General features: G+C 32.9%; 18 protein-coding genes and 1 pseudogene. 7 read left to right on the plus strand and 12 right to left on the minus strand.

The window, feature by feature from the left end; all coding sequences use genetic code 11:
* The first annotated feature begins 61 nt into the window (after window positions 1-61).
* The 3 genes from trxA to I2490_RS10655 all read left to right on the plus strand — a co-directional run bounded on the left by trxA (window position 62) and on the right by I2490_RS10655 (window position 2,371).
* Window positions 62-370 carry a thioredoxin gene (gene trxA, locus I2490_RS10645; RefSeq protein WP_206459755.1) on the plus strand — a complete coding sequence of 103 codons (309 nt, stop codon included), beginning with the start codon at window positions 62-64 and terminating at the stop codon, window positions 368-370.
* 96 nt (window positions 371-466) lie between these two features.
* Window positions 467-1,138, plus strand: a complete 672-nt coding sequence (locus I2490_RS10650; protein WP_206459756.1) for a Crp/Fnr family transcriptional regulator — start codon at window positions 467-469, stop codon at window positions 1,136-1,138.
* Window positions 1,139-1,267: 129 nt separating this feature from the next.
* Window positions 1,268-2,371 carry an HD-GYP domain-containing protein gene (locus I2490_RS10655; protein WP_206459757.1) on the plus strand — a complete coding sequence of 368 codons (1,104 nt, stop codon included), beginning with the start codon at window positions 1,268-1,270 and terminating at the stop codon, window positions 2,369-2,371.
* 42 nt (window positions 2,372-2,413) lie between these two features.
* On the opposite strand, the gene I2490_RS10660 is transcribed toward I2490_RS10655, so the two are convergent.
* Window positions 2,414-3,826, minus strand: a complete 1,413-nt coding sequence (locus tag I2490_RS10660) for a phospholipase D-like domain-containing protein (protein WP_206459758.1) — start codon at window positions 3,824-3,826, stop codon at window positions 2,414-2,416.
* 355 nt (window positions 3,827-4,181) lie between these two features.
* On the minus strand, window positions 4,182-5,357 hold the full coding sequence (locus I2490_RS10665) for an IS110 family transposase (protein WP_206458337.1): 1,176 nt from the start codon (window positions 5,355-5,357) through the stop codon (window positions 4,182-4,184).
* A 259-nt stretch (window positions 5,358-5,616) separates the two neighbouring features.
* Between I2490_RS10665 and I2490_RS10670 the strand changes: the two genes are divergently transcribed.
* A complete protein-coding gene (locus I2490_RS10670; RefSeq protein WP_206459759.1) occupies window positions 5,617-5,829 on the plus strand; it encodes a hypothetical protein in 213 nt (70 codons plus the stop codon).
* 158 nt (window positions 5,830-5,987) lie between these two features.
* Here the strand turns inward: I2490_RS10670 and I2490_RS10675 are convergent, their stop codons facing one another.
* The 10 genes and pseudogenes from I2490_RS10675 to I2490_RS10720 form a co-directional block, all read right to left on the minus strand.
* Window positions 5,988-6,593, minus strand: a complete 606-nt coding sequence (locus I2490_RS10675) for a Fic/DOC family protein (RefSeq protein WP_206459760.1) — start codon at window positions 6,591-6,593, stop codon at window positions 5,988-5,990.
* 2 nt (window positions 6,594-6,595) lie between these two features.
* On the minus strand, window positions 6,596-6,769 hold the full coding sequence (locus I2490_RS10680) for a hypothetical protein (protein WP_206459761.1): 174 nt from the start codon (window positions 6,767-6,769) through the stop codon (window positions 6,596-6,598).
* A gap of 200 nt (window positions 6,770-6,969) precedes the next feature.
* Window positions 6,970-8,517 (minus strand): dynamin family protein, encoded by a 1,548-nt coding sequence (locus tag I2490_RS10685; RefSeq protein ID WP_206459762.1) that lies wholly within the window; start codon window positions 8,515-8,517, stop codon window positions 6,970-6,972.
* A gap of 307 nt (window positions 8,518-8,824) precedes the next feature.
* Window positions 8,825-10,188, minus strand: a pseudogene (locus tag I2490_RS10690) (IS1182 family transposase).
* A 183-nt stretch (window positions 10,189-10,371) separates the two neighbouring features.
* Window positions 10,372-11,574, minus strand: coding sequence for an EAL and HDOD domain-containing protein (locus I2490_RS10695; protein WP_206459763.1), 1,203 nt, complete (start codon window positions 11,572-11,574; stop codon window positions 10,372-10,374).
* Between the two features lie 59 nt (window positions 11,575-11,633).
* On the minus strand, window positions 11,634-11,858 hold the full coding sequence (locus tag I2490_RS10700; RefSeq protein ID WP_206459764.1) for a hypothetical protein: 225 nt from the start codon (window positions 11,856-11,858) through the stop codon (window positions 11,634-11,636).
* Between the two features lie 93 nt (window positions 11,859-11,951).
* Complete coding sequence (locus tag I2490_RS10705; protein WP_206459765.1) at window positions 11,952-12,593, minus strand: DUF1847 domain-containing protein; 642 nt, start codon at window positions 12,591-12,593, stop codon at window positions 11,952-11,954.
* 307 nt (window positions 12,594-12,900) lie between these two features.
* The gene (gene speB / locus I2490_RS10710) at window positions 12,901-13,830 is read right to left on the minus strand and encodes an agmatinase (RefSeq protein ID WP_206459766.1); all 930 of its coding nucleotides are present in this window, start codon (window positions 13,828-13,830) and stop codon (window positions 12,901-12,903) included.
* 33 nt (window positions 13,831-13,863) lie between these two features.
* Entirely contained in the window at window positions 13,864-15,291 is a 1,428-nt protein-coding gene (gene nhaC, locus I2490_RS10715; RefSeq protein WP_206459767.1) for a Na+/H+ antiporter NhaC, read from the minus strand.
* Between the two features lie 171 nt (window positions 15,292-15,462).
* Window positions 15,463-16,788 (minus strand): sigma-54 interaction domain-containing protein, encoded by a 1,326-nt coding sequence (locus tag I2490_RS10720; RefSeq protein WP_206459768.1) that lies wholly within the window; start codon window positions 16,786-16,788, stop codon window positions 15,463-15,465.
* A 302-nt stretch (window positions 16,789-17,090) separates the two neighbouring features.
* Between I2490_RS10720 and I2490_RS16665 the strand changes: the two genes are divergently transcribed.
* Genes I2490_RS16665 through I2490_RS10730 form a run of 3 tightly spaced genes read left to right on the plus strand, consistent with a single transcriptional unit; the run spans window position 17,091 to window position 19,494 of the window.
* Entirely contained in the window at window positions 17,091-18,239 is a 1,149-nt protein-coding gene (locus I2490_RS16665; RefSeq protein WP_245157161.1) for a DUF3160 domain-containing protein, read from the plus strand.
* A complete protein-coding gene (locus I2490_RS16670; protein WP_245157162.1) occupies window positions 18,194-18,901 on the plus strand; it encodes a DUF3160 domain-containing protein in 708 nt (235 codons plus the stop codon). The genes I2490_RS16665 and I2490_RS16670 overlap by 46 nt, the downstream gene beginning before the upstream one ends.
* Window positions 18,895-19,494 carry a hypothetical protein gene (locus I2490_RS10730; protein WP_206459769.1) on the plus strand — a complete coding sequence of 200 codons (600 nt, stop codon included), beginning with the start codon at window positions 18,895-18,897 and terminating at the stop codon, window positions 19,492-19,494. Before I2490_RS16670 ends, I2490_RS10730 begins: the two co-directional genes overlap by 7 nt.
* Window positions 19,495-19,538: the final 44 nt, after the last annotated feature.

A 19,538-nucleotide genomic window follows, 5' to 3' on the forward strand; every position in this document is an offset into this window, starting at 1 on the left:
TTCAAGGCTGCAAAATTAAAAATCACTCTTAAAAAATGTGAATGTAAAGGAGAGAAATGATATGACTATGAAGATTACAAAAAATAATTTCGAACAGGAAGTATTAAAAAGCAACAAACCGGTTTTATTGGATTTCTGGGCACCATGGTGCGGACCTTGTCAACAGCTTGGCCCTATCATGGAAGAACTTTCTCAGGAAATCGAAGGGGAAGCAATTGTTGCTAAAATTAACGTAGATGAACAGCCGGAACTTGCAAGAAAATACCGGGTTATGTCCATCCCAACAGTAATGATTTTCAAAGATGGTGTATGCACACGTACATCCGTCGGCGTAAAATCAAAGCAAGAATTTATCCAAATGTTAAAATAAACAACTCTTTATTGGTTTGATTCTTTCAATGTTTGCTTTGCTTGTAACAATGGCTTTGATAAGGTATAATTTAATCCAATAAAGGAGGTCAATCATATGCCTTTTACAAGCAAAGAAATTGAATTTCTTCAAACCACCTTGCCTTTTTGGAACCATTTAACACCAGTGCAACAGGATTCTCTAAAAAAAGATATTGTAAAGCAACACTTTTCAGTTGGAGAATCCTTACATACTGGTTCAGAAAATTGTTCCGGTTTATTTTTGATCCAATCAGGACAGCTCCGTGTATACATGATTTCTGAAAGTGGAAGAGAAGTTACTCTCTACCGACTTTTTGATCGAGATGTATGCATTTTTTCTGCTTCCTGCATAATGCGAAACATTACTTTTGATGTTTACATTGAAATTGAAAAAGACACAGATTGTTTTCTTTTACCAACAGCATCTTATCGTCAACTTGCAAACGAAGCCATTTCTGTGCAAGCATTCATGAACGATTTGATGGAATCTCGCTTTTCTGACGTAATGTGGGTTATTGATCAAGTTTTATTTGCCAGTTTCGATCGTCGTCTATCTAATTTTTTATTAGAGCAATCCAATATTGAACAAAGTGATACTATAATGATTACGCATGAAAAAATTGCAAATAATATTGGTTCTGCTAGGGAAGTTGTTACCCGTATGTTGAAATACTTTCAAAGTGAAGGAATTGTACGTTTATTTCGTGGAGGCATCGAGATCCTAAATAAGAAAAAATTGCAGGAATAATCACACAAATGCTGTATTTATCTGTATTAATATGTAGAAAAATAATTAATTTTATGCTATATTATTAATTAGTTTATTTAACATTATTCCCAAATTAGGGGAAATTCATTTAAGGATTGAGGAGTTTCAATGATATATCTTCCATTGCAGCATCTACAACCAGGTATGGTACTTGCACGATCGGTATATTACCATCCGACATGTCTTCCGCTTATCGTTGCAGGCCAGCAGCTATCTCCAGCAATGATAAGAAAACTTACTGAATTGAATATTTGTGGTGTGTATATTGAAAGTAAATTTGCAAGTGACATCGAAGTGAAAGAATTTATTGATCCAAAGGTAAAACAGCAGGTTACAAATGATTTGAGAACACTTTATAGCGGATACATTCATAATGTACCACTTTCTTCTTTTACAATTGATTCCATGCGCAACATCGCGGAAAATTTATTAAATTACATAGCTTCAAAAGAAGAGTTTCTACTAAACATCATTGATATAAAGGATTATGATACCTATACCTACTCACACAGTATTTATGTAGGTACTTTAAGTGTTTTAATTGGTATGCAGCTTAATTATTCACAAAACCTTCTTCTCCAGCTTGCTATGGCAGGGCTTTTTCATGACATTGGAAAATTAGATATTTCTTTAGATATTATCAACAAAAAAGGTCCTCTAACACCTGAGGAATTTAATGAAATTAAAACACATCCCAAAAAAGCTGTTAGTCGTTTGGAGTTTAGTCAAAAAATCCCAAACATTGTGTTGTCTGCTATAGAAAGTCACCATGAAAAGTATAATGGTACAGGATATCCATATGGACTAAAAGGAGATAACATCCCAATTTACGGTCGTATTTTAGCTTTGGCTGACGTTTACGATGCATTAACCTCCTCTCGTTCTTACCGACGAGCATGGTTACCGAACGAAGCGGTAGAGTATATGATGGGATGCGGAGGCACCCATTTTGATCATGATATTTTAAAGGCATTCCTTAAAATCATTGCGGCTTATCCAGTTGGTACTATCGTTCAACTCAGTAATGGTTCTTTGGCTGTTGTAATTCAAAACTCACAAGAACACATTTTACGCCCAGTAATTCGTTTATTAACACCAGACCATCTGGCAAATACAGACGTAAACCTTGCAACAGATCGTACTTACTTTAATGTTACCATTACAGGTACCATCACAGATATCGAGGAATTACCAAGTACGATTTTTGAATAATAATTAAAAAATAGAAAATGCATAAAGCATTTTCTATTTTTTTTAGTAAGTACATATACCTGTAAATTCTTGTATCTGATACAATTTATATTTAAAAAAGCTATTATCTACATAGGTATTAAACTCTACCGTATATTCACCATCCTCATTATTCCATATCCTCTCAAAATAAGATTGAATATCCTTTGAAATGTCTGAATCTTTTACAGTAATAATTTCTAAATCACTTTCCAAATTATATCCTTTCATATTTCTTCTGGTATAATTTGCAGAACCCATAAGAATTGTATTATGTACCGGATAAGTAAAGGAAGCTATCTTTGCATGATATTGTTCATCACCGATGTTATACCATTTGATACTAAAATTATCCCATTTATCGCCAAGTTTTGATAAGGATTGGCAATTGGGTGATCCATTCATTTTAACTCCAAACGCATTTTTGTTTGGGTCAGCAATCATCTCTATAGAAACTCCACGTTCTGCGGCTTCCTCCAATGCATCAATTACAGAAAACTCACTGAGATAAAATATTCCAATTTGAATTTTATCCCCTTTTTTCGTAGCTTTAATACATTCAAGCAACCGAGTATAAATTGCTTTTTCCGTTAAATACCTTACTTTTGTATTAGGAACATAATTTTGATTTGCTTGCTTATACTCAAGAGAAGGTAACGTTTCCCCAGAAAATGCTGCAATGGTTCTTTCTGCCTCAATAATATCATTAATGACTTCACTTTTTAGTCTTATTGCTATATTCGAATGGTAACTGCTTGGATCGTGAGGATTTGCAGATGTAATCATACCTTCTTGATCCGTAACAAGAATCTTTCGATGATTTGCTTTTAGATTTAATAATCTTAAAAAATTTCGAATTGTTACTTTTGGCTTATTATTATCGGTAGGATTTTTTATCCAACCAGGGCCACTTGTTCCAAACCACTTGATATAAGATCTATAATAACCGAAAAAAAGTGGGTTGGAGTCTTTCATTTGATCTAAATCTGTAACAATTACTTGAATTCCATTTTCTTTCATACGCTTTATATTCGCTTCTTCGTATGCACCGTAAAATCCATTGATTGGGTCTGTTATGAAAACAATCATCATATCGGGATTGTCCTTTTTTTTCCCAATCAGTGCATTGGTAACACTTTCAACTGATTTTGGATATTCCATAATGCTTCGATCATAGGCATCGTTAAATAGGAACATATCCATTAAAATAAATTCCTGCGCTGCTTCAATCATATCCAATTCTTGTGTTAAAATATTTAATTCATGGAGTACAGCTCCTTCTTTTTGATAGGTCAAATCAGCTAAAAAATCAATTGAGCTTACTTGATGATAATCACCTTCAAAGGAAGTACCCTCCGGGACCTTTTGTATGAGACTCCATATAATCGGCACCACAATTACTCCAAATAAAACAATAAAAATTATTATCTTCTTCATAAAATCCTCTAACTAAGTTATTACAAAAAATTATTTATAAAAGCATTATATCATAATTACTTTTATAATAGAAAATTTTAAGCTTAAAAACCTTTTAACGAATATTATTAAAATACTATATCATATTCTTGCTATTTTTTTCTTTTATCGTCAATTTGCGATAACCGTTAAATCAGATTTTAGATATTTTTCTTTTACATTGTATGTCCGTATCCTGCATACTTTGTTAAGAGACTAACTATTAAAAGTCAAGCTAAAAATAAGTGAAAATATAAAAACTAATTAACCTTTTAAAATTGCACAACAAAAAGAGCATTGTAACAATGCTCTAAAAACAATATTAAAACAGAATAAGTTAAGCTGCTCTAATATATATTTGACCTGATTTCTCAAGCTGATAAATTACTCGAACAAGTTTTTTTGCTGCATGAGAAATTGCAACATTATAGTGTTTGCCTTCTGAACGTTTCTTTGCAAGATAGGCAGCAAAAGTAGGATCCCACTTACAAACAAATTTAGCAGCATTAAAAATAGCATACCTTAAATATCTCGATCCACGTTTTTCCATCTTGGCATGAGTGGAATAAAGCTGACCCGATTGGTAAGTTGACGGAGACAATCCGGCGAAGGCAAGGATTTTGTCAGGTGAACCAAAATTTGTAAAGTCACCTATTTCAGCAATAATCATAGCTCCTGTAGCTAAACCGATACCTGGGATTGAAAGAATGGGTGAATTAATTTCTTCCATTATGCGTTTGATTTCCGTTTCAATTTCTTCAATTTCTCTATCAAGCTCGGCTATAGATTTTATGGTATGTTTGAGTTCTAAAGATTTTGCAGGCATGTGAGAACCTATAGAATTTCTAGCGGTTTCACGAAACAAAATTGCCGTTTCTTTTGTAAAACGACCTCTTGAGGATTCAGAAAGTAGGTTTGTCAATTTTAATAAATGAGCATTTGATATAGCTTTCGCACTTGGGAATTCAAAAAGAAGTGCATAAATAGATACCATATGCAATGTTGCAACTAAGCCTTCAAGTTCAGGAAAGAGTATGTTTACCAGCCTTGAAATAGATTGTTTTAATTTTGCACGTTGATTTACCTTATCAAAGCGATAGCGAGTGAGTGATTTTAATTCTTCATTATGGTATAATGTGTCTGTGTAGGACTTTAAGTTCACATCAGACATTAACATACTTGCAATAGTGCGGGAATCAACTTTATCCGTTTTCGTCTTTCTAAGGCTTAGACTTTTTCTATAAAGATTGGTATGTAACGGATTGATGACAAAGGTGGGAAGACCTTTATCTAGGAGATAACCCAAAATGTTGTAGGAGTAATGTCCTGTGGCTTCCAGTCCTACTTTTATTTTGCTTAAATCCTTTGTGGTAGATGAAATCTTCTGATAAAGATCAATAAATCCCTCCATGTTGTTCGTGATGGTAAATGATTTAAATAAAACTTCCCCTTCACTGTTCATAATAAAACAATCATGCTTGTCCTTTGCTACATCAATTCCTACTAAAATCATATCATTCGCTCCTTATAAAAGTATTTGATACTGTTTTTAGACCACGGTTGCTCTTTGCAATTGTAACCTCGTTCTAAATTAACCGTCATGCGGTATCTAACTAATTAACAACTGTACAAAGAGACTGTGGTTAGAGCCTCTCTAAAAACCATCAAGTGGTAGGTGATTAACACTAATCCACAGTATCTATAACAGTATAGCATTTAGTCCTTGAAGAGGGACTTTAATAACTACGACTTTATTATACGAGGTGATTTATATGACTCCGCAAGAAGTGACTACTTTTATTACATTTACTGCTAATATAATATCAAAAGATATGTCTTCGGATGAAATAGATTGCTTAGCAGATTGCTTTTACTATCTATCTAACACTCTTTATTTGCTTTCAAGCCTAACGGAAGATCGAGAGAATTTAAATGGTTCAGATAATCTAAATAATTTCGATCAATTAGATAATTTAAATCCTTGAATTTTATCAAACATATTTTTCAAAATTATATTATTATAATTTTCATTATGGAAAATCTTTTAAATTTTAAAAAATAAAAAACGCACAAATTAATTATTTATGCGTTTTTTCTATTTTTTATATAATTATATTTAAGCTTCTATATTTTTCTATACCATTTATTTTTTTGATAAAGCACGAATGATTAAATCCTCCATTAAAGAATAATCTAAATGAAATGCTTTTACACTTGCATCTAACATCTCTTTACTGCTTATTTTCATAAAATCCAATCGATATCCATTAAATGCAGCAAGTTTTTCTAGAAACATTCTCTGAGCTCGGCCATTTCCTTCCCGAAAAGGATGTATCGCGTTCATTTCACTCAAATAATATGCAAGACGCTTTCCAATTTCATCGATACTCTTACAGTCTGTTAAATAATTTTCTTGTTTAAGTGTTAAAAAAATTTGAATCATCTGCTCATCAATGTATTGAAATAAGCAAAATTGATTTCCTTTTGATATATTTACATTTCTAACCTTTCCAGCCCATTCATAAATATCTTGAAAAAGAAAATGATGGATAGCCTTTAAATGTTCATAATCAAATTTCCCATCTATGCCTTCCACCATAATTTGTGCTGTACGAAGTGCAGTAATTTCGCGTTCTACATGCCTCAATTCATCTGCATCCAATATATTCAGTTTATTTTTCAGAGTATTAGAATTTGGGTAGCAATAATAGTTGTCCCGATCATACTCATAAAAATACATTTCGTCCATAACTATACCGCCTGCTTACGGAAATATTTTGTAACTAAATTTTTAACTGCATCTTGGAATGAAATCGAACCCTCTAAGCAATTTTTAATTCGTTCTTTATCAATAGGCTTAAGAGGCATATCTTCCATACTCATCGTAGCATTTACATTTTCAATTATACGCTCAAAATCACTCATATGCGTGTTTTTTCCTTTCTATTGTTCTAATATATTATAACATTTTTTTGTTTTTTTATAAAGATAAATTTATTAAAATATCACGGTTTCTGAAGGTCAATATTTAAAATTAGTCAGCTGTGAATTAATTCTTAAATAGTAAATTAAAAAACGTCATTCGCTCTTATAAGAGAACGATGACGTTTTTTATTTGTTATTTATTATAATATTGATTTGATTTTTTTTAAGTTTCTCGTTAGTATATTCAAGTCTTCAATTCTTCTAGCAACTACATAAGTACTAGTCTCTCGATACATCATGATTCGATTTAACGTAGTATGCAGTTCACTGCACAGCTGTTCCAGCTCATTAGAAAATCGTTTGCTAAGATCCGATACTTTGTTTTTTAAGAGAATGGTATAATCCAAGATCATTTTCTCAAAAATACGATCAAAATCATCTTTAGATAATTGAATATTTTTATCTATTGTCTTCTCTAAAAATTCTACATCTATATTCTTTTCTGAGTGGTCCATTCTACTATCCCTATTTAGATTAAGGGTTTTAATTTCATAGTGATACTCCATACCAAAAAGCTCGGATACGGTAGATGCCAATGAAAGCTTTATTTCATTCAAATTTGCTTCCAAATCATTGGACATTTCCCAACAAGCATCCTCAATCTTTTGAATCCCCTCTTTGTAAAGTTGAATCAATTCAATCTTAATCAAGCCATCTTCTGCTTTTCGAATGTGATCGCCACGAAGGGAAAGCATCTTCTTTAGTTCTTCGATAAGCCTTTCGGCTTCTTCCTCAAATTGAAAAACAACTTCATTCTTTCTTGTTTGGAAATCACTAAGATATTTTCCCATCTTATTAAATCGATTATCAAATCTACCAATCGGCATTTTTAATGCATTCCAATATAATTCTAATTGTGATAAAGTACAGCTGATGATATCTTTCAATTTCATAGCAACCGAATCTTCTATAATTTTTTTTGCAGCAGCTTTGCAATCGTTTAGAATACTATCTTTTAACTGAACAATCCCATCCCCGTTTTTTGCACTTACTGCATACATATTTATACTTTCAACGTCCATCAGACGGCAAAGTAATTTACGACAATAGTTCAAATATGCGGAAAGTTCCTCTTCAGATACAACATCTATCTTATTTACTACAAAGTAAAATTTAGATGCATATTCTTTTGCATTCTTCAAAAACTCAATTTCTATTTCATTAATTGGGCTATCAACAGATAGTGTAAAGATTACAGCATCACTTTCTTTTACAAACGCATACGCTGCATCAGAATTGTGTTTATGAACAGACCCCACACCAGGAGTATCTACAACTGTCAAACCATCTTTTAAAAACTCAGAAGGAGTCTGTAATGTTACTGAGGAAACTCCTAGCTCGTTATCTGGATTTTCCTGTTCACTGATATATTCTGACAGAGCTTCAAAAGCTACGGGTCGAATAATACCATTTTCAAAATGAACAGCAGCTGATTTTTCTCCATATTGAATTCTGGTAACGGCAGACGTTACAGGAACGATGCCTACCGGAAGTAGTTTCTCACCAAGAATTTCATTTACTAAAGTACTCTTTCCCCTTTTAAATTGTCCAATAACCGAAACTGTAATTTGTTGATTTTTTAGCTTATCACTTAATTCTCTAACCCTTACGGCTTCCTTCCCACATATTTCAGAAGAATTCAATAAATCCTCCGTCTGTTTTACAATATCTATAATAGAAGTTCTCATGTTACTTTCTCCTAATTTTATAATTAAATTAAAAACTTTTACATTCCATAATATCATAAATTTAGATAGATTTCACTCTTAAATGAGTAAATTCAGTTCTTGCAACATTTATCGCCAATTTACAATATAATATATCTTTTGTCTTAAATATTTATTTACTTCTTATATTAAAAAAATATGAGTCTTATACTCATATTTCAGACTGTAGACAAAATACCTTGCTAAATTTATATTCTTATAATTTCTGCAAGGTATTTTCTATTTTTTCTATAAAGCTTTTAAAAAAAGAAAAAATAAAAGGATATCTCTATGCCATTTGATTCCTTCTTTCAGATTTATGAATCCATGTTGCTAGTTTTTTTAGATTCATGGACGCAAAAAGAAGATTCAGTTCCATTTCTATCTTCTGAATCCCTCGATATTGTGTATAACGCATATTATGTTTTTCTTTTGCATCGGCAAAGACTCGCTCAATGGTTTGACTCCGTAGTTTGTAAAGATCTCGATACTTTGGAGTATGACGAATGTCCTCACATTGCTCTATGTAGTTTTCCCATATATGACGTGTGACTACTTTTACATGGTCTTTACTTGCTGTGCATTCTGATAAGGAAGGGCAACTCTTGCAAATTTCTCCTTTACTCTTATATTCCCGATACCCTTCTCTATTTGTTGTAGTATAGTTTAACACTTGGTTTTCTGGGCATACAAAGCAATCATAGTATTCATCATAAGCATATTCGTGTTTTTTAAAATAACCATTTTTTGTCATAGGTCGTTTGTATGGTAGGATAGGAATTCGTTTATCTTTGAGTATTTCTCTAGCAATTGCAGGTGTTTTATATCCGGAATCCATTACAATATTTTTTACACCTTTATATCTTTTTACTTTTTCATAAATCTTTGGGAATGCAACTGAGTCATGTACATTTCCTGGATTTGTATGAAAAGCAAGTATGTAATTGTTTCGATCGCAAGCTACATTTGCAGCATAAGCAAATACTACCTTATGCTTTCCTTTATGAAATACACCGCAATCCGGATCTACGGTACTTTTCTTGATTACTTTTGTCTTTTCTTTGGCTTCCGTTTTTTTTTACAAGCTTGTTTTCCTCGTTCAATGCGATCTTCGTTAATTTCTTTCATTAGTTCTTTTTCATAGTATTTAACGGATTCCAAAACGGTTTCTTTTTCACTGTTATGGTTATTTGCACTTGCTTTAATATGTGTACCGTCAATGAAAATGCTTTCTGAATTAATGAATTCATATTCCATAATTTCAGCAATGACTCTTTGAAAGATTTGTTCGAATAAGTCAGTATTTTGAAACCGACGAGAGTAGTTTTTACCAAAGGTAGAAAAGTGAGGAATTTCTTCCTCTAAACTATAACCAAGATACCATCGATAAGCTACATTCGTTTGAATTTCTTTAATGGTCTGCCTCATGGATCGAATACCAAAGGTATATTGAATGAGGGTAATTTTAATTAAGACGACAGGGTCGATGCTTTCTTTTCCCACATCAGAATACAAATCTTTTACAAGGTCATAAATGAAAGAGAGATTAATCGCAGTATCTATCTTACGAATAATATGATCTTGTGGAACAAGAGAATTCAAGGTTACCATTTGAAATTGATCACGACCTAATAAATCTTTCTTACCCATCATAAAGCAAATACCTCCATGTATTTATACATATATTTTACCATAAATACAATAAAATGTATTACATTATGTAAAAAAAACTGTAGGCAAAGATAGAGATATCCTTGTCTACAGTCTGAAATATGAGTCTTATACTCATATTTTTCTTTTTCAATTATCCGATTAAATATTTTTATAAACAACAGATTAATAATTTAAACTGCTTGCCCACTTAAGCGCATCCAGATACAATTCCATATACCTTTTTGAACTAATTTTATAAAGCAAGGATGATTGATTTGTATCTAAGGCAGCTGATTCATAATTGATAATGCAATTTAATAATTTTCTTTGATCATTTTCAACCCCTAGCAATGCCATTTTAACATTGTCTGTAAAAGGCAACCATTTTATAATTTCCTCCATATTTTTATTTAGAAGGATATCTATAAAAGAAAACATACCTACGAAAAAATACTCTGAATTTGAGGTATCCATTCCTAACTCCATTGCCAGTGAGTCCATAAGCTTCCCACGTATAAGAGATAGCTTTATGAGTTCCGAATTTTCTATGCTTTGAAAATCCTTCAGCATCATCAGTGATACCCATTGATAAATTTTGTTCATTCCTAAATAGGATAAAGCCTGATGAATGGATGTAATTTTATTTTTTGACCCAAAATATGCAGAATTCGCAAGTTTTAAAATCTTATAAGTTAATCCAAGATCACTTTGAATAATTTCAGCTATTTTTTTATAACTCGGTTCCGGTTTATTAAGCTCTTCAATAATACAAAAAAGATTACTATTTAAACTGGCTATCTCTCTTGTTTTCATTACAAAAGGCTTACTGAAAAAATAGCCTTGGAATAAATCATATCCCAAATCAAACGCTTTTTGATACTCTTCTCTTGTTTCAATTTTTTCTGCTAAAAATTTTACCTTTGATTTATATTTCTGAATGAGATTACGTTGAATGTTATAATTAACAGAAGGAAATTCAACCTTTACAATATCAATTGTTTCCATTAAAGACATAAATTTATCTTCTAAAATAAAATCATCCAGCGCTAGCATATATCCCATAGAACGCATTCTTTTACAAGCATCTATGATTTCTTGAGTGGTATCCTCATGTTCTAAAATTTCAACAACAACATTATTTTGGGGAAGCAATAATGGAACACTGCTATTTATAAGACCCTTAGAAAAGTTTATAAACGCTTTGGTCCCATCTGTTAAATTATTAATACCAAAAACAAGAAAAGAATTACAGATTAGCTCAGCGGTAGCCTGATCATCGTCAATCCCCGTATACATGTTAGTACTGTTTTTCCGATAAAGCAATTCGTATCCATATACGTCCATATTTCTATCAAATATTGGTTGCCTTGCTATATATACATCCATATTTACACGTCCTTAAAAATATAAACATCAAATGATGAATAAGCGATAAATGAGATAAACTATTTATTTTTTTCATCCATTATTATTTTTTCTGCAACATCAGTCATATTTGGAAAAAGACTAATTGGAACAAATGCTTCTCCAAGTTCATTAAAAACCATATATCTTGCACATAATTGATTGTTCCCTTCACAATATTTTTTCTTATAAATTGAACCGATTCCTTTTTCCATTGGCATCTTATCATGATAAAAAAGGCAGTTGTTTAATTTTTCGCACATCATATTGTTTTCTCCTTTCAAGTATTTACATGGAAGCAACAATAGAGCATACTATGTCTAATTTTTTATTTTATCTAAAACAAAAGACCCCTTTGTTTACTTTTCATCAAGCAATCTTGAATAATATGCATTTGCTTGATATAATGCAGCAACAGGATTATGACCTAGAACTCTATCCTTTGCAATTAAAGTAGTTACTAGTGCATCTGAATATTTATAAAATAGGCTGTCATGACCCACGCACAATCCAATTACTACATTTAATTGTGTATGCTGACTGTTAAGTATCTTGGCCTGTAAAATAGGATTACACATATTTTTCCCTACAACTTCACATTTTTCAGAGATGCCAATTTTCGTTTTAAGTTGAGCTCCTACCTTACAGCCAACTCCATACACCTCAAAACCATGTTTTCGAAAAATTTTGGCCGCAATTCTCGCTTCTCCAAGTAAACCAACACAATTTGCAATACCAATTTTTTTTGCACCAATTTTTTTTGCAAATTCCATAATTTCTTCAATTCTGGTCATCTTACAATAATTTTCCGCTTCCACTTCTGCCGATGCATTGGCAATTTTTCTATTATCTTCATTTTCTAAATAAAGTTCCATGGCATCTTTTAGAATCTCCTTATCCATATTTGTTGTTGGACAAAAATCAGGATATTCCTTATCCATAAAATCACAATTTATGGTTCCGCAATCAACACAGCTCCTACTTATATCTTTTTCATTCATTTTTTCTCCCTTTCTTTTATTTTTAATTAATTCCAGTTATGTGTCTTTCTATTTCAAACTCCTAGTTTTATTATACACTAATTTAAATGGATACCCCAATACCTTCACGTTGCGTAAATATATCTTTTTCTGCAGCTAGATATATTGTTTACATCTATTTCAAAATTCGACTTTACAACCTTAAAATCTTGTCATTGCAACAGTAATCGTTCATTTACGATGCACACTTTTAATAAAATTACCACCCTCAAATATATATGCTAGCCGTATCTGCATAAAAAAAATATGGGGTACAAGCCCCCATATTTTATTTTTTTAACTTACCAATTTCATCTGCCCAGTATCCCCAGATTTCTTGTAACAATTTTCTTCCTGCAAACATAGAAGCAAGAGAGGGGTCTAATGAAGGTGCAATTTCCACAACATCAAATCCAATTACATTTAAGTTTGTAAATAATTTTTCGATTAAAGTCATTACCATACGTGAAGTAAGTCCTCCGAACTGAGGTGTTCCAGTTCCTGCTGCATATGCAGGATCTAATGCATCAATATCAAAAGTAATATATGTTTTCTTATACTTACTCATAGCTTTAATGCAGTCATCAGCAACTTTCTCAATGCCCTCATGATAACAATCATATGCGGTTTTTACTTGAATCTTATTTTCTTGCATGAAAGAAAATTCATCCTCTTCAATTGAGCGAATTCCTATGAAAAATAAATTTTCTAACCCTGAAATATTTTTTAATTCCAATGCTCTTCTTTCTGTACTCCCATGAGATAATGGATCTCCTTCTAATGCTTCACACAAGTCCATATGCGCATCAATATGAATGATTCCAAATTCCTCATCCAATGCATTATTGATACCTCTTTCAACTGGAATGGTTACGGAATGGTCTCCACCAACCATAATGAATTTTTTTCCTGCTCTTACTAACTTTTCAGTGTAAGTTTCCACTTCTTTGAATATTTCATCTCTTGTACCGTCTTTAAAATCACCTGCATCTACAATGTTTAATTCATCATAATATTTTAATCTTTCCGTTGATGGCGTTGAAGACAATGTATTTTTTCTTAACATATCCGGTGCTTCTGCCGCACCACCTCGATAGCTTACTCCTCCATCAAAGGGGATTCCAAACAATATAACATCTGCTTCTTCTTCTTTCATATTCGGTTTGTTTAAACCACACCATGCCTTACTGTTTTTTGCAAATTCATCTTTTTTTAACATAATCTGACTCCTTTAATATCTTATTAATCTTTTTTATAACTGCTGCGCTAAAAATTCTTCTTTTTCGCCTTCTTTAAATTGTTCAATCGTAAATCCTGTATATCCATATATTATCGATACAATAGGGTTAATGTAATTAAAGAATGCAAATGGAACATAAGCCAATGTCGGAACGCCAAATACACCAAAAACAAACGCTCCACATACATTCCAAGGTATCAACGGTGAAGTAATTGTACCAGCATCTTCAAGACATCTCGATAAATTTTTAGGTTTTAAATTGAAATTAAGATACATTGAATTAAATATTTTTCCTGGTAATATAATTGCTAATGCCTGGTCTCCAGTCACGACATTCGTACCGAATGAAGTTAAAATTGTAGCAGTAATCAGTCCACCTTTTGTATGGATCAGCTTTAACATTTCATCTGCCAAAATCTGCAACATTCCCGATGATTCAAGAACCCCACCAAACATCATCGCACATATGATTAATGAAACCTGATACATCATACTATCCAAACCTCCTCTTGAAAGAAGGTTATCAACTAATTCCACACCAGTTGTTGAAACATTTCCGTAATGTGCGGTATCTACTACTGTATATAAATCAGAACCCTGCACCACCATAGCTACTGCAGCACCAATAATAGCACCAATCATCAAAGTCGTAATGGCAGGAACTTTTTTTACGGCTAAAACTACAACAACAAGTACCGGTATGATTAACAAAGGTGATATTACATAATTCTCCTGCAAAGTACTAGTAATCAACTGTACTTCTTCCATCGAACTGCTTCCAGCACTGTGCTTTGTACCTAATATGAAGAAAAATATGATTGCTAAAGTAAAACTGACTCCTGATGTGTACACCATATGTTTAATATGCTCAAATAAATCTGTGCCTGCAATGGCAGATGCCAAATTGGTTGTATCAGACAGTGGTGACATTTTATCACCAAAATACGAACCTGAAACAATTGCACCTACTGTAATCATAGGAGAAATACCCAGACCCATTGATATACCATATAATGCTATACCTACTGTACTCATCGTCGTCCATGAACTTCCCACACACATAGCAACAACACCACACAAAATAATAGCTGTTGGAAGGAAAAATGATGGCGATATGATTAATAAGCCATAATAGATCATCGTAGGCACTACTCCGGAAAGCATCCATAATGCGATTAATATACCTACTATCATTAATATTACAAATACTTGTGAAGCAGTATTAATAGTCCGCACCATTCCTTTTTCCATGTCTTTTAGAGAACATCCACTACTCACTGCTAAAAACATTGCAAATGCAGTGCTTGTAATTAAAGGGATATGTGACAATCCCGTCCCCCATTTTAAAGACCATACTAATGAAAGTGCCAAAAATGTAACGGCACATATCGCTTTGCCTACTGTCATTTTCTTTTCCTTAGTTTTTTTAACATTTTCCATGTCATCTTACTCCTCATTTTTTGTTAATAAATAATGGCGCCTCATAATTTATTACACTTATTTTTAACGCAAAATATATGCCAACTTTAAAAGGCTTGCAATTTCTATGATCTAAAATTCAAAAAATAAAAAAGCAAAAAAACTTGCATAAAAAGGCAAGTTTTTTTGTTTTTATAAATTATATTTATCAATTTTATATTGTAAAGATTGTCTTGTTATTTTTAATTTCTTCGCTGCTATTGTAACATTTTTGGAATTCTTCAAGGTTCTAATAATTATATCTTTTTCAAAGTTATCTACCATCTGATTCAAATTAAGATCTTCATCAATTTCAATCACCTGCTCCATATCTTTCATATTAGTTAATAGTAAATATTCTGGTAAATCAGAAACTTTTATGATACCACCCATTGATAAATTAAAGGCTGACTCTATCACATTTTTTAATTCTCTTACATTTCCCGGCCATGAATAATCATAAAGAATATCAGCTACAATACCGTCAATACCAGTAATATTTTTATCCATTTCATTATTGAAAACTTTAATAAAATAAGACACTAATTCCGAAATATCTTCTTTTCTTTTTTCTAATGGAGGTATTTCAATCTGAACAACTCCCAATCGATAAAATAAATCTTTTCTCAATTTTCCATTTTTAATAGCATCAAAGGGATTTATGTTCATCGCTGATATAATTCTGACATCCGTTGATAAATATTTTTCTCCGCCAACCTTCATATATCTTTTTTCTTCAATTGCCTTAAGAATTTTTGCCTGTAATTCAATATTCATTGAATTTATCTCATCAAAAAAAATAGTACCCCCATCCGCTATTTCAAAAATACCTTTTTTATTTTCGGCACCTGTAAAACTACCTTTCACAGTACCAAATACGGTACTTTCAAGAAGATTTTCCGGTACTGCCGCACAATTTAATGACATAAAAGGTTTTGAGGCTCTATTGCTCGATGTATGCAGTGATTGTGCAACTAATTCTTTTCCGGTTCCAGAATCACCATAGATCAATACCGCAGAATTTGTTAGCGCACTCTTAAGTATTTTTTCCTTTATTTTTAACATCTGCTTATTTTTCGTTATAATATCATCAATCTCAAATAATTTATGACATTCATCAATTTTGACCTTATTGGGAAATACGGATACATCCATCGTTCCTATCACTTTTTCATCATGAATAATAGGAAAAGTGCTGTTAATCAGTTGAATCGTTCTTCCATTTAAATCCGTTAATGTCTGCAATTCATTTAAAATAGGTTTACCGGATTTCATAACACGTACATGACTACTCTTTTCATACTCTAAATCAGGGTAAGCGTCAAACAAGTTTCTTCCTATAATATTTTCTGCTCTAAGCTGCTTACTTTCATCGGTTATCATCGCAGAATATTCAATAATACAATCCTTGTTTACAATAAGCATAGCATCTATTTTTCCATACATTTTAGTTGAAAATTGTAAATCTTTTATTATCATAGTACTTACTCCTTGCCGGTATTTTAATTACTTTTATCCCACATTCTAACATTTAATAATCATTATGACAATGATAGCTGCGACTTCTTATACGATTCCAATTCCTGGTATACACATAGTTTGATCTTTCATTGCGAATGCAATATTAAAGTAAACAAAATAAAATCAGAATATTTCATACTTTTTAATTATTTTGCGTTTTCTTCTTGCTCTATAACTTACCTTTCATTTAAAATAACCTTGAGTCATATTGTTTTAAATTACCATTAAATTTATGAAAAATAAATCAGGAGGTTTTAAATATGAAGAAAAAAAAGAATGCTATCGTTAGTCTCACCGTGACGGCCCTTTTGGTGACAAGTTTAAGTGGCTGTCAACCACCTGTAAAGGAGGCAGTAAATCAATCCATTCCGACATTAGTCTCACAGACTAATTTTGCGTCTTACCGCGAAGTTCCTGTAGACGTTCATCCATCAATAAAGGCCTACCGAGTATCTGACGGTCTAAGCAACGTTACCAACCAAGATCGCTTCGCTTTCTCTACCGAAGCACAGGATTATTTGATTAAAAATGGTTTTGTTGTAATTCCTGGATATAATAAAGAATTCTTTACTACCTATGAGTTAAATCGCTACGACTTAACTCCTAATTTTATTACAACGGATGCAATGCTTCATAACTATCATCTATTTTTCAATTACTTACTTAGAACCTTAGAAAAGGACAACCTTAGCAATGAGTTGCATGCTTTAACAGAATCCATGCTAGAAAAAAGTCAGAAACAATATGACTTATTACAAGGCTCAAACTGGGAAAATTCTGCAAAACGTAATGTGGCTTTTTTTGCCGTAGCAGCGAAACTCTTAAATCCCGAGACTGCCATTCCTTCCTACGTACATGAAGAAGTGAATACAGAATATCAATTCATTACCGATCATGAGCAATCTTTTACTCCATCCCCAGTTATGAATATAGGCAATACCAGTTCCGGATTAGCAGAAATACTGAATGAGGATTATACTCAATATATTCCACGCGGACATTACACCAAGTCAGATGACTTAAAAACATATTTTAAGACTATGATGTGGTACGGCCGTATGACCTTCCGCGCTTCCAATACCGATGAAACAAAATCTGCAGCTTTACTTACCCTGCTTCTCAGTAATCAAGACGACTATAACCACTGGAACAATATATACGAACCCACCAATTTTTTTGTAGGAAAAAGCGATGATTTAGGCTTCACCCAGTATTATCCGCTGTTAAAAGATGTTTACGGTAAGGTTCCTACACTAGAAGATTTGACTGCAAATACAAAGCAATGGGATACATTCCTTAGTGAAATAGAAAAATTAAATCCTCCGGTTATAAATTCCCTTCCAATCTATGATACCCCTCTTTCATGCAAAATCAAGGTTGGACTCGAAAGCAGCTGGAAACTTATCTAGGTAGCTGGACTGAGCTCAAACACGATACCGTACTCTATGCAAAGCAGGTTTATGCTGAAATGGGCGGAGGCGGAGAGGAGCAGGACGATAGAGGTTATGTGGAACCAAATCCAGCAGTTTATGGACGTCTTGCCTCCCTGACAAGAATGACGATCGATGGATTGCAAAGCCGAGGTCTTCTGGATGAGAATATAATTACTTCATTAGAACAACTGGAAGAGCTGTCTTTACAATTAAAAACAATTTCTGAAAAGGAATTGACTGAACAGCCTCTTAGTGATGAAGAATATGATTTAATCCGAAGCTTTGGTGGTCAGCTAGAGCATTTCTGGCTCGAAGCATTGAAAGACGAAGGAGTGGACAGTCCATCATCCGTGGTTGAAAATCCAGCTGCCTTAATTACTGATGTAGCAACTGATCCCAACGGACAGGTTCTTGAGGAAGCAACCGGATATGTCAGTGATATCTACGTAGTTGTACCTGTTGCAGGAAGTTTGCGTATTGCCAAAGGTTCTGTTTATTCCTATTATGAATTCCCATGGTTATCCAATGACCGACTGACGAATGAAAAATGGAAGGCTATGCTAGAAAACGACAAAGCTCCTTCTGCACCTTCTTGGACTAAAACCTACACTGCACCAAAGGGGTCATCCAAATGGTAAATAAAAATATTCTTTCAAGATCGCTCCTGTTGCTGCTGTTGCTCCTAACTTCCATTCTATTTCTTTCGGGTTCTCGGAACTTCGGTGCTCAGCTTTGTACGAAAGGGGATCTTGATGGAGATGGTATAACAGAGGAATATAAGCTAACTAATCACGTCCTCACCGTAAAGGAAGGTTCACAGGAAATTTGGAAATCCTCCTCGGACTATTATATAGACAGTTTCGCTCTAGGAGATATCAATAATGATGGAGAAGTTAATCTTGTTGTCAGCCTTTGGAAAAAAGGCAGTTTTGGAGAGATGAAGCCATTCTGGCACACCGGAAAAGATAACGATTATAAGAATCATCTATTTGTATATCAACTTAAGGAGAATACATTCCGTCACGTATGGTGCTCCTCTAATTTAGATCATCCGATTCTTTCTTTCGACATTAAAGATAATAATGGTGACGGTCGAAACGAATTGGTTGTTGAGGAGGGTCAATACAAAAAAATAGTCGGAGAGAAATACACCGCTAATCCTAATGGAACAAAACGAACTGTCATTTGGCAGTGGGAAGAATGGGGTTTCTGTTTGCAGAAAATCCTTTAATGTTATTACCTTTTTAAAATCTATTATACAAAATAAAATATAGG

The organism is Anaerovorax sp. IOR16, assembly GCF_017168145.1.
GTDB lineage: Bacteria > Bacillota > Clostridia > Peptostreptococcales > Anaerovoracaceae > IOR16.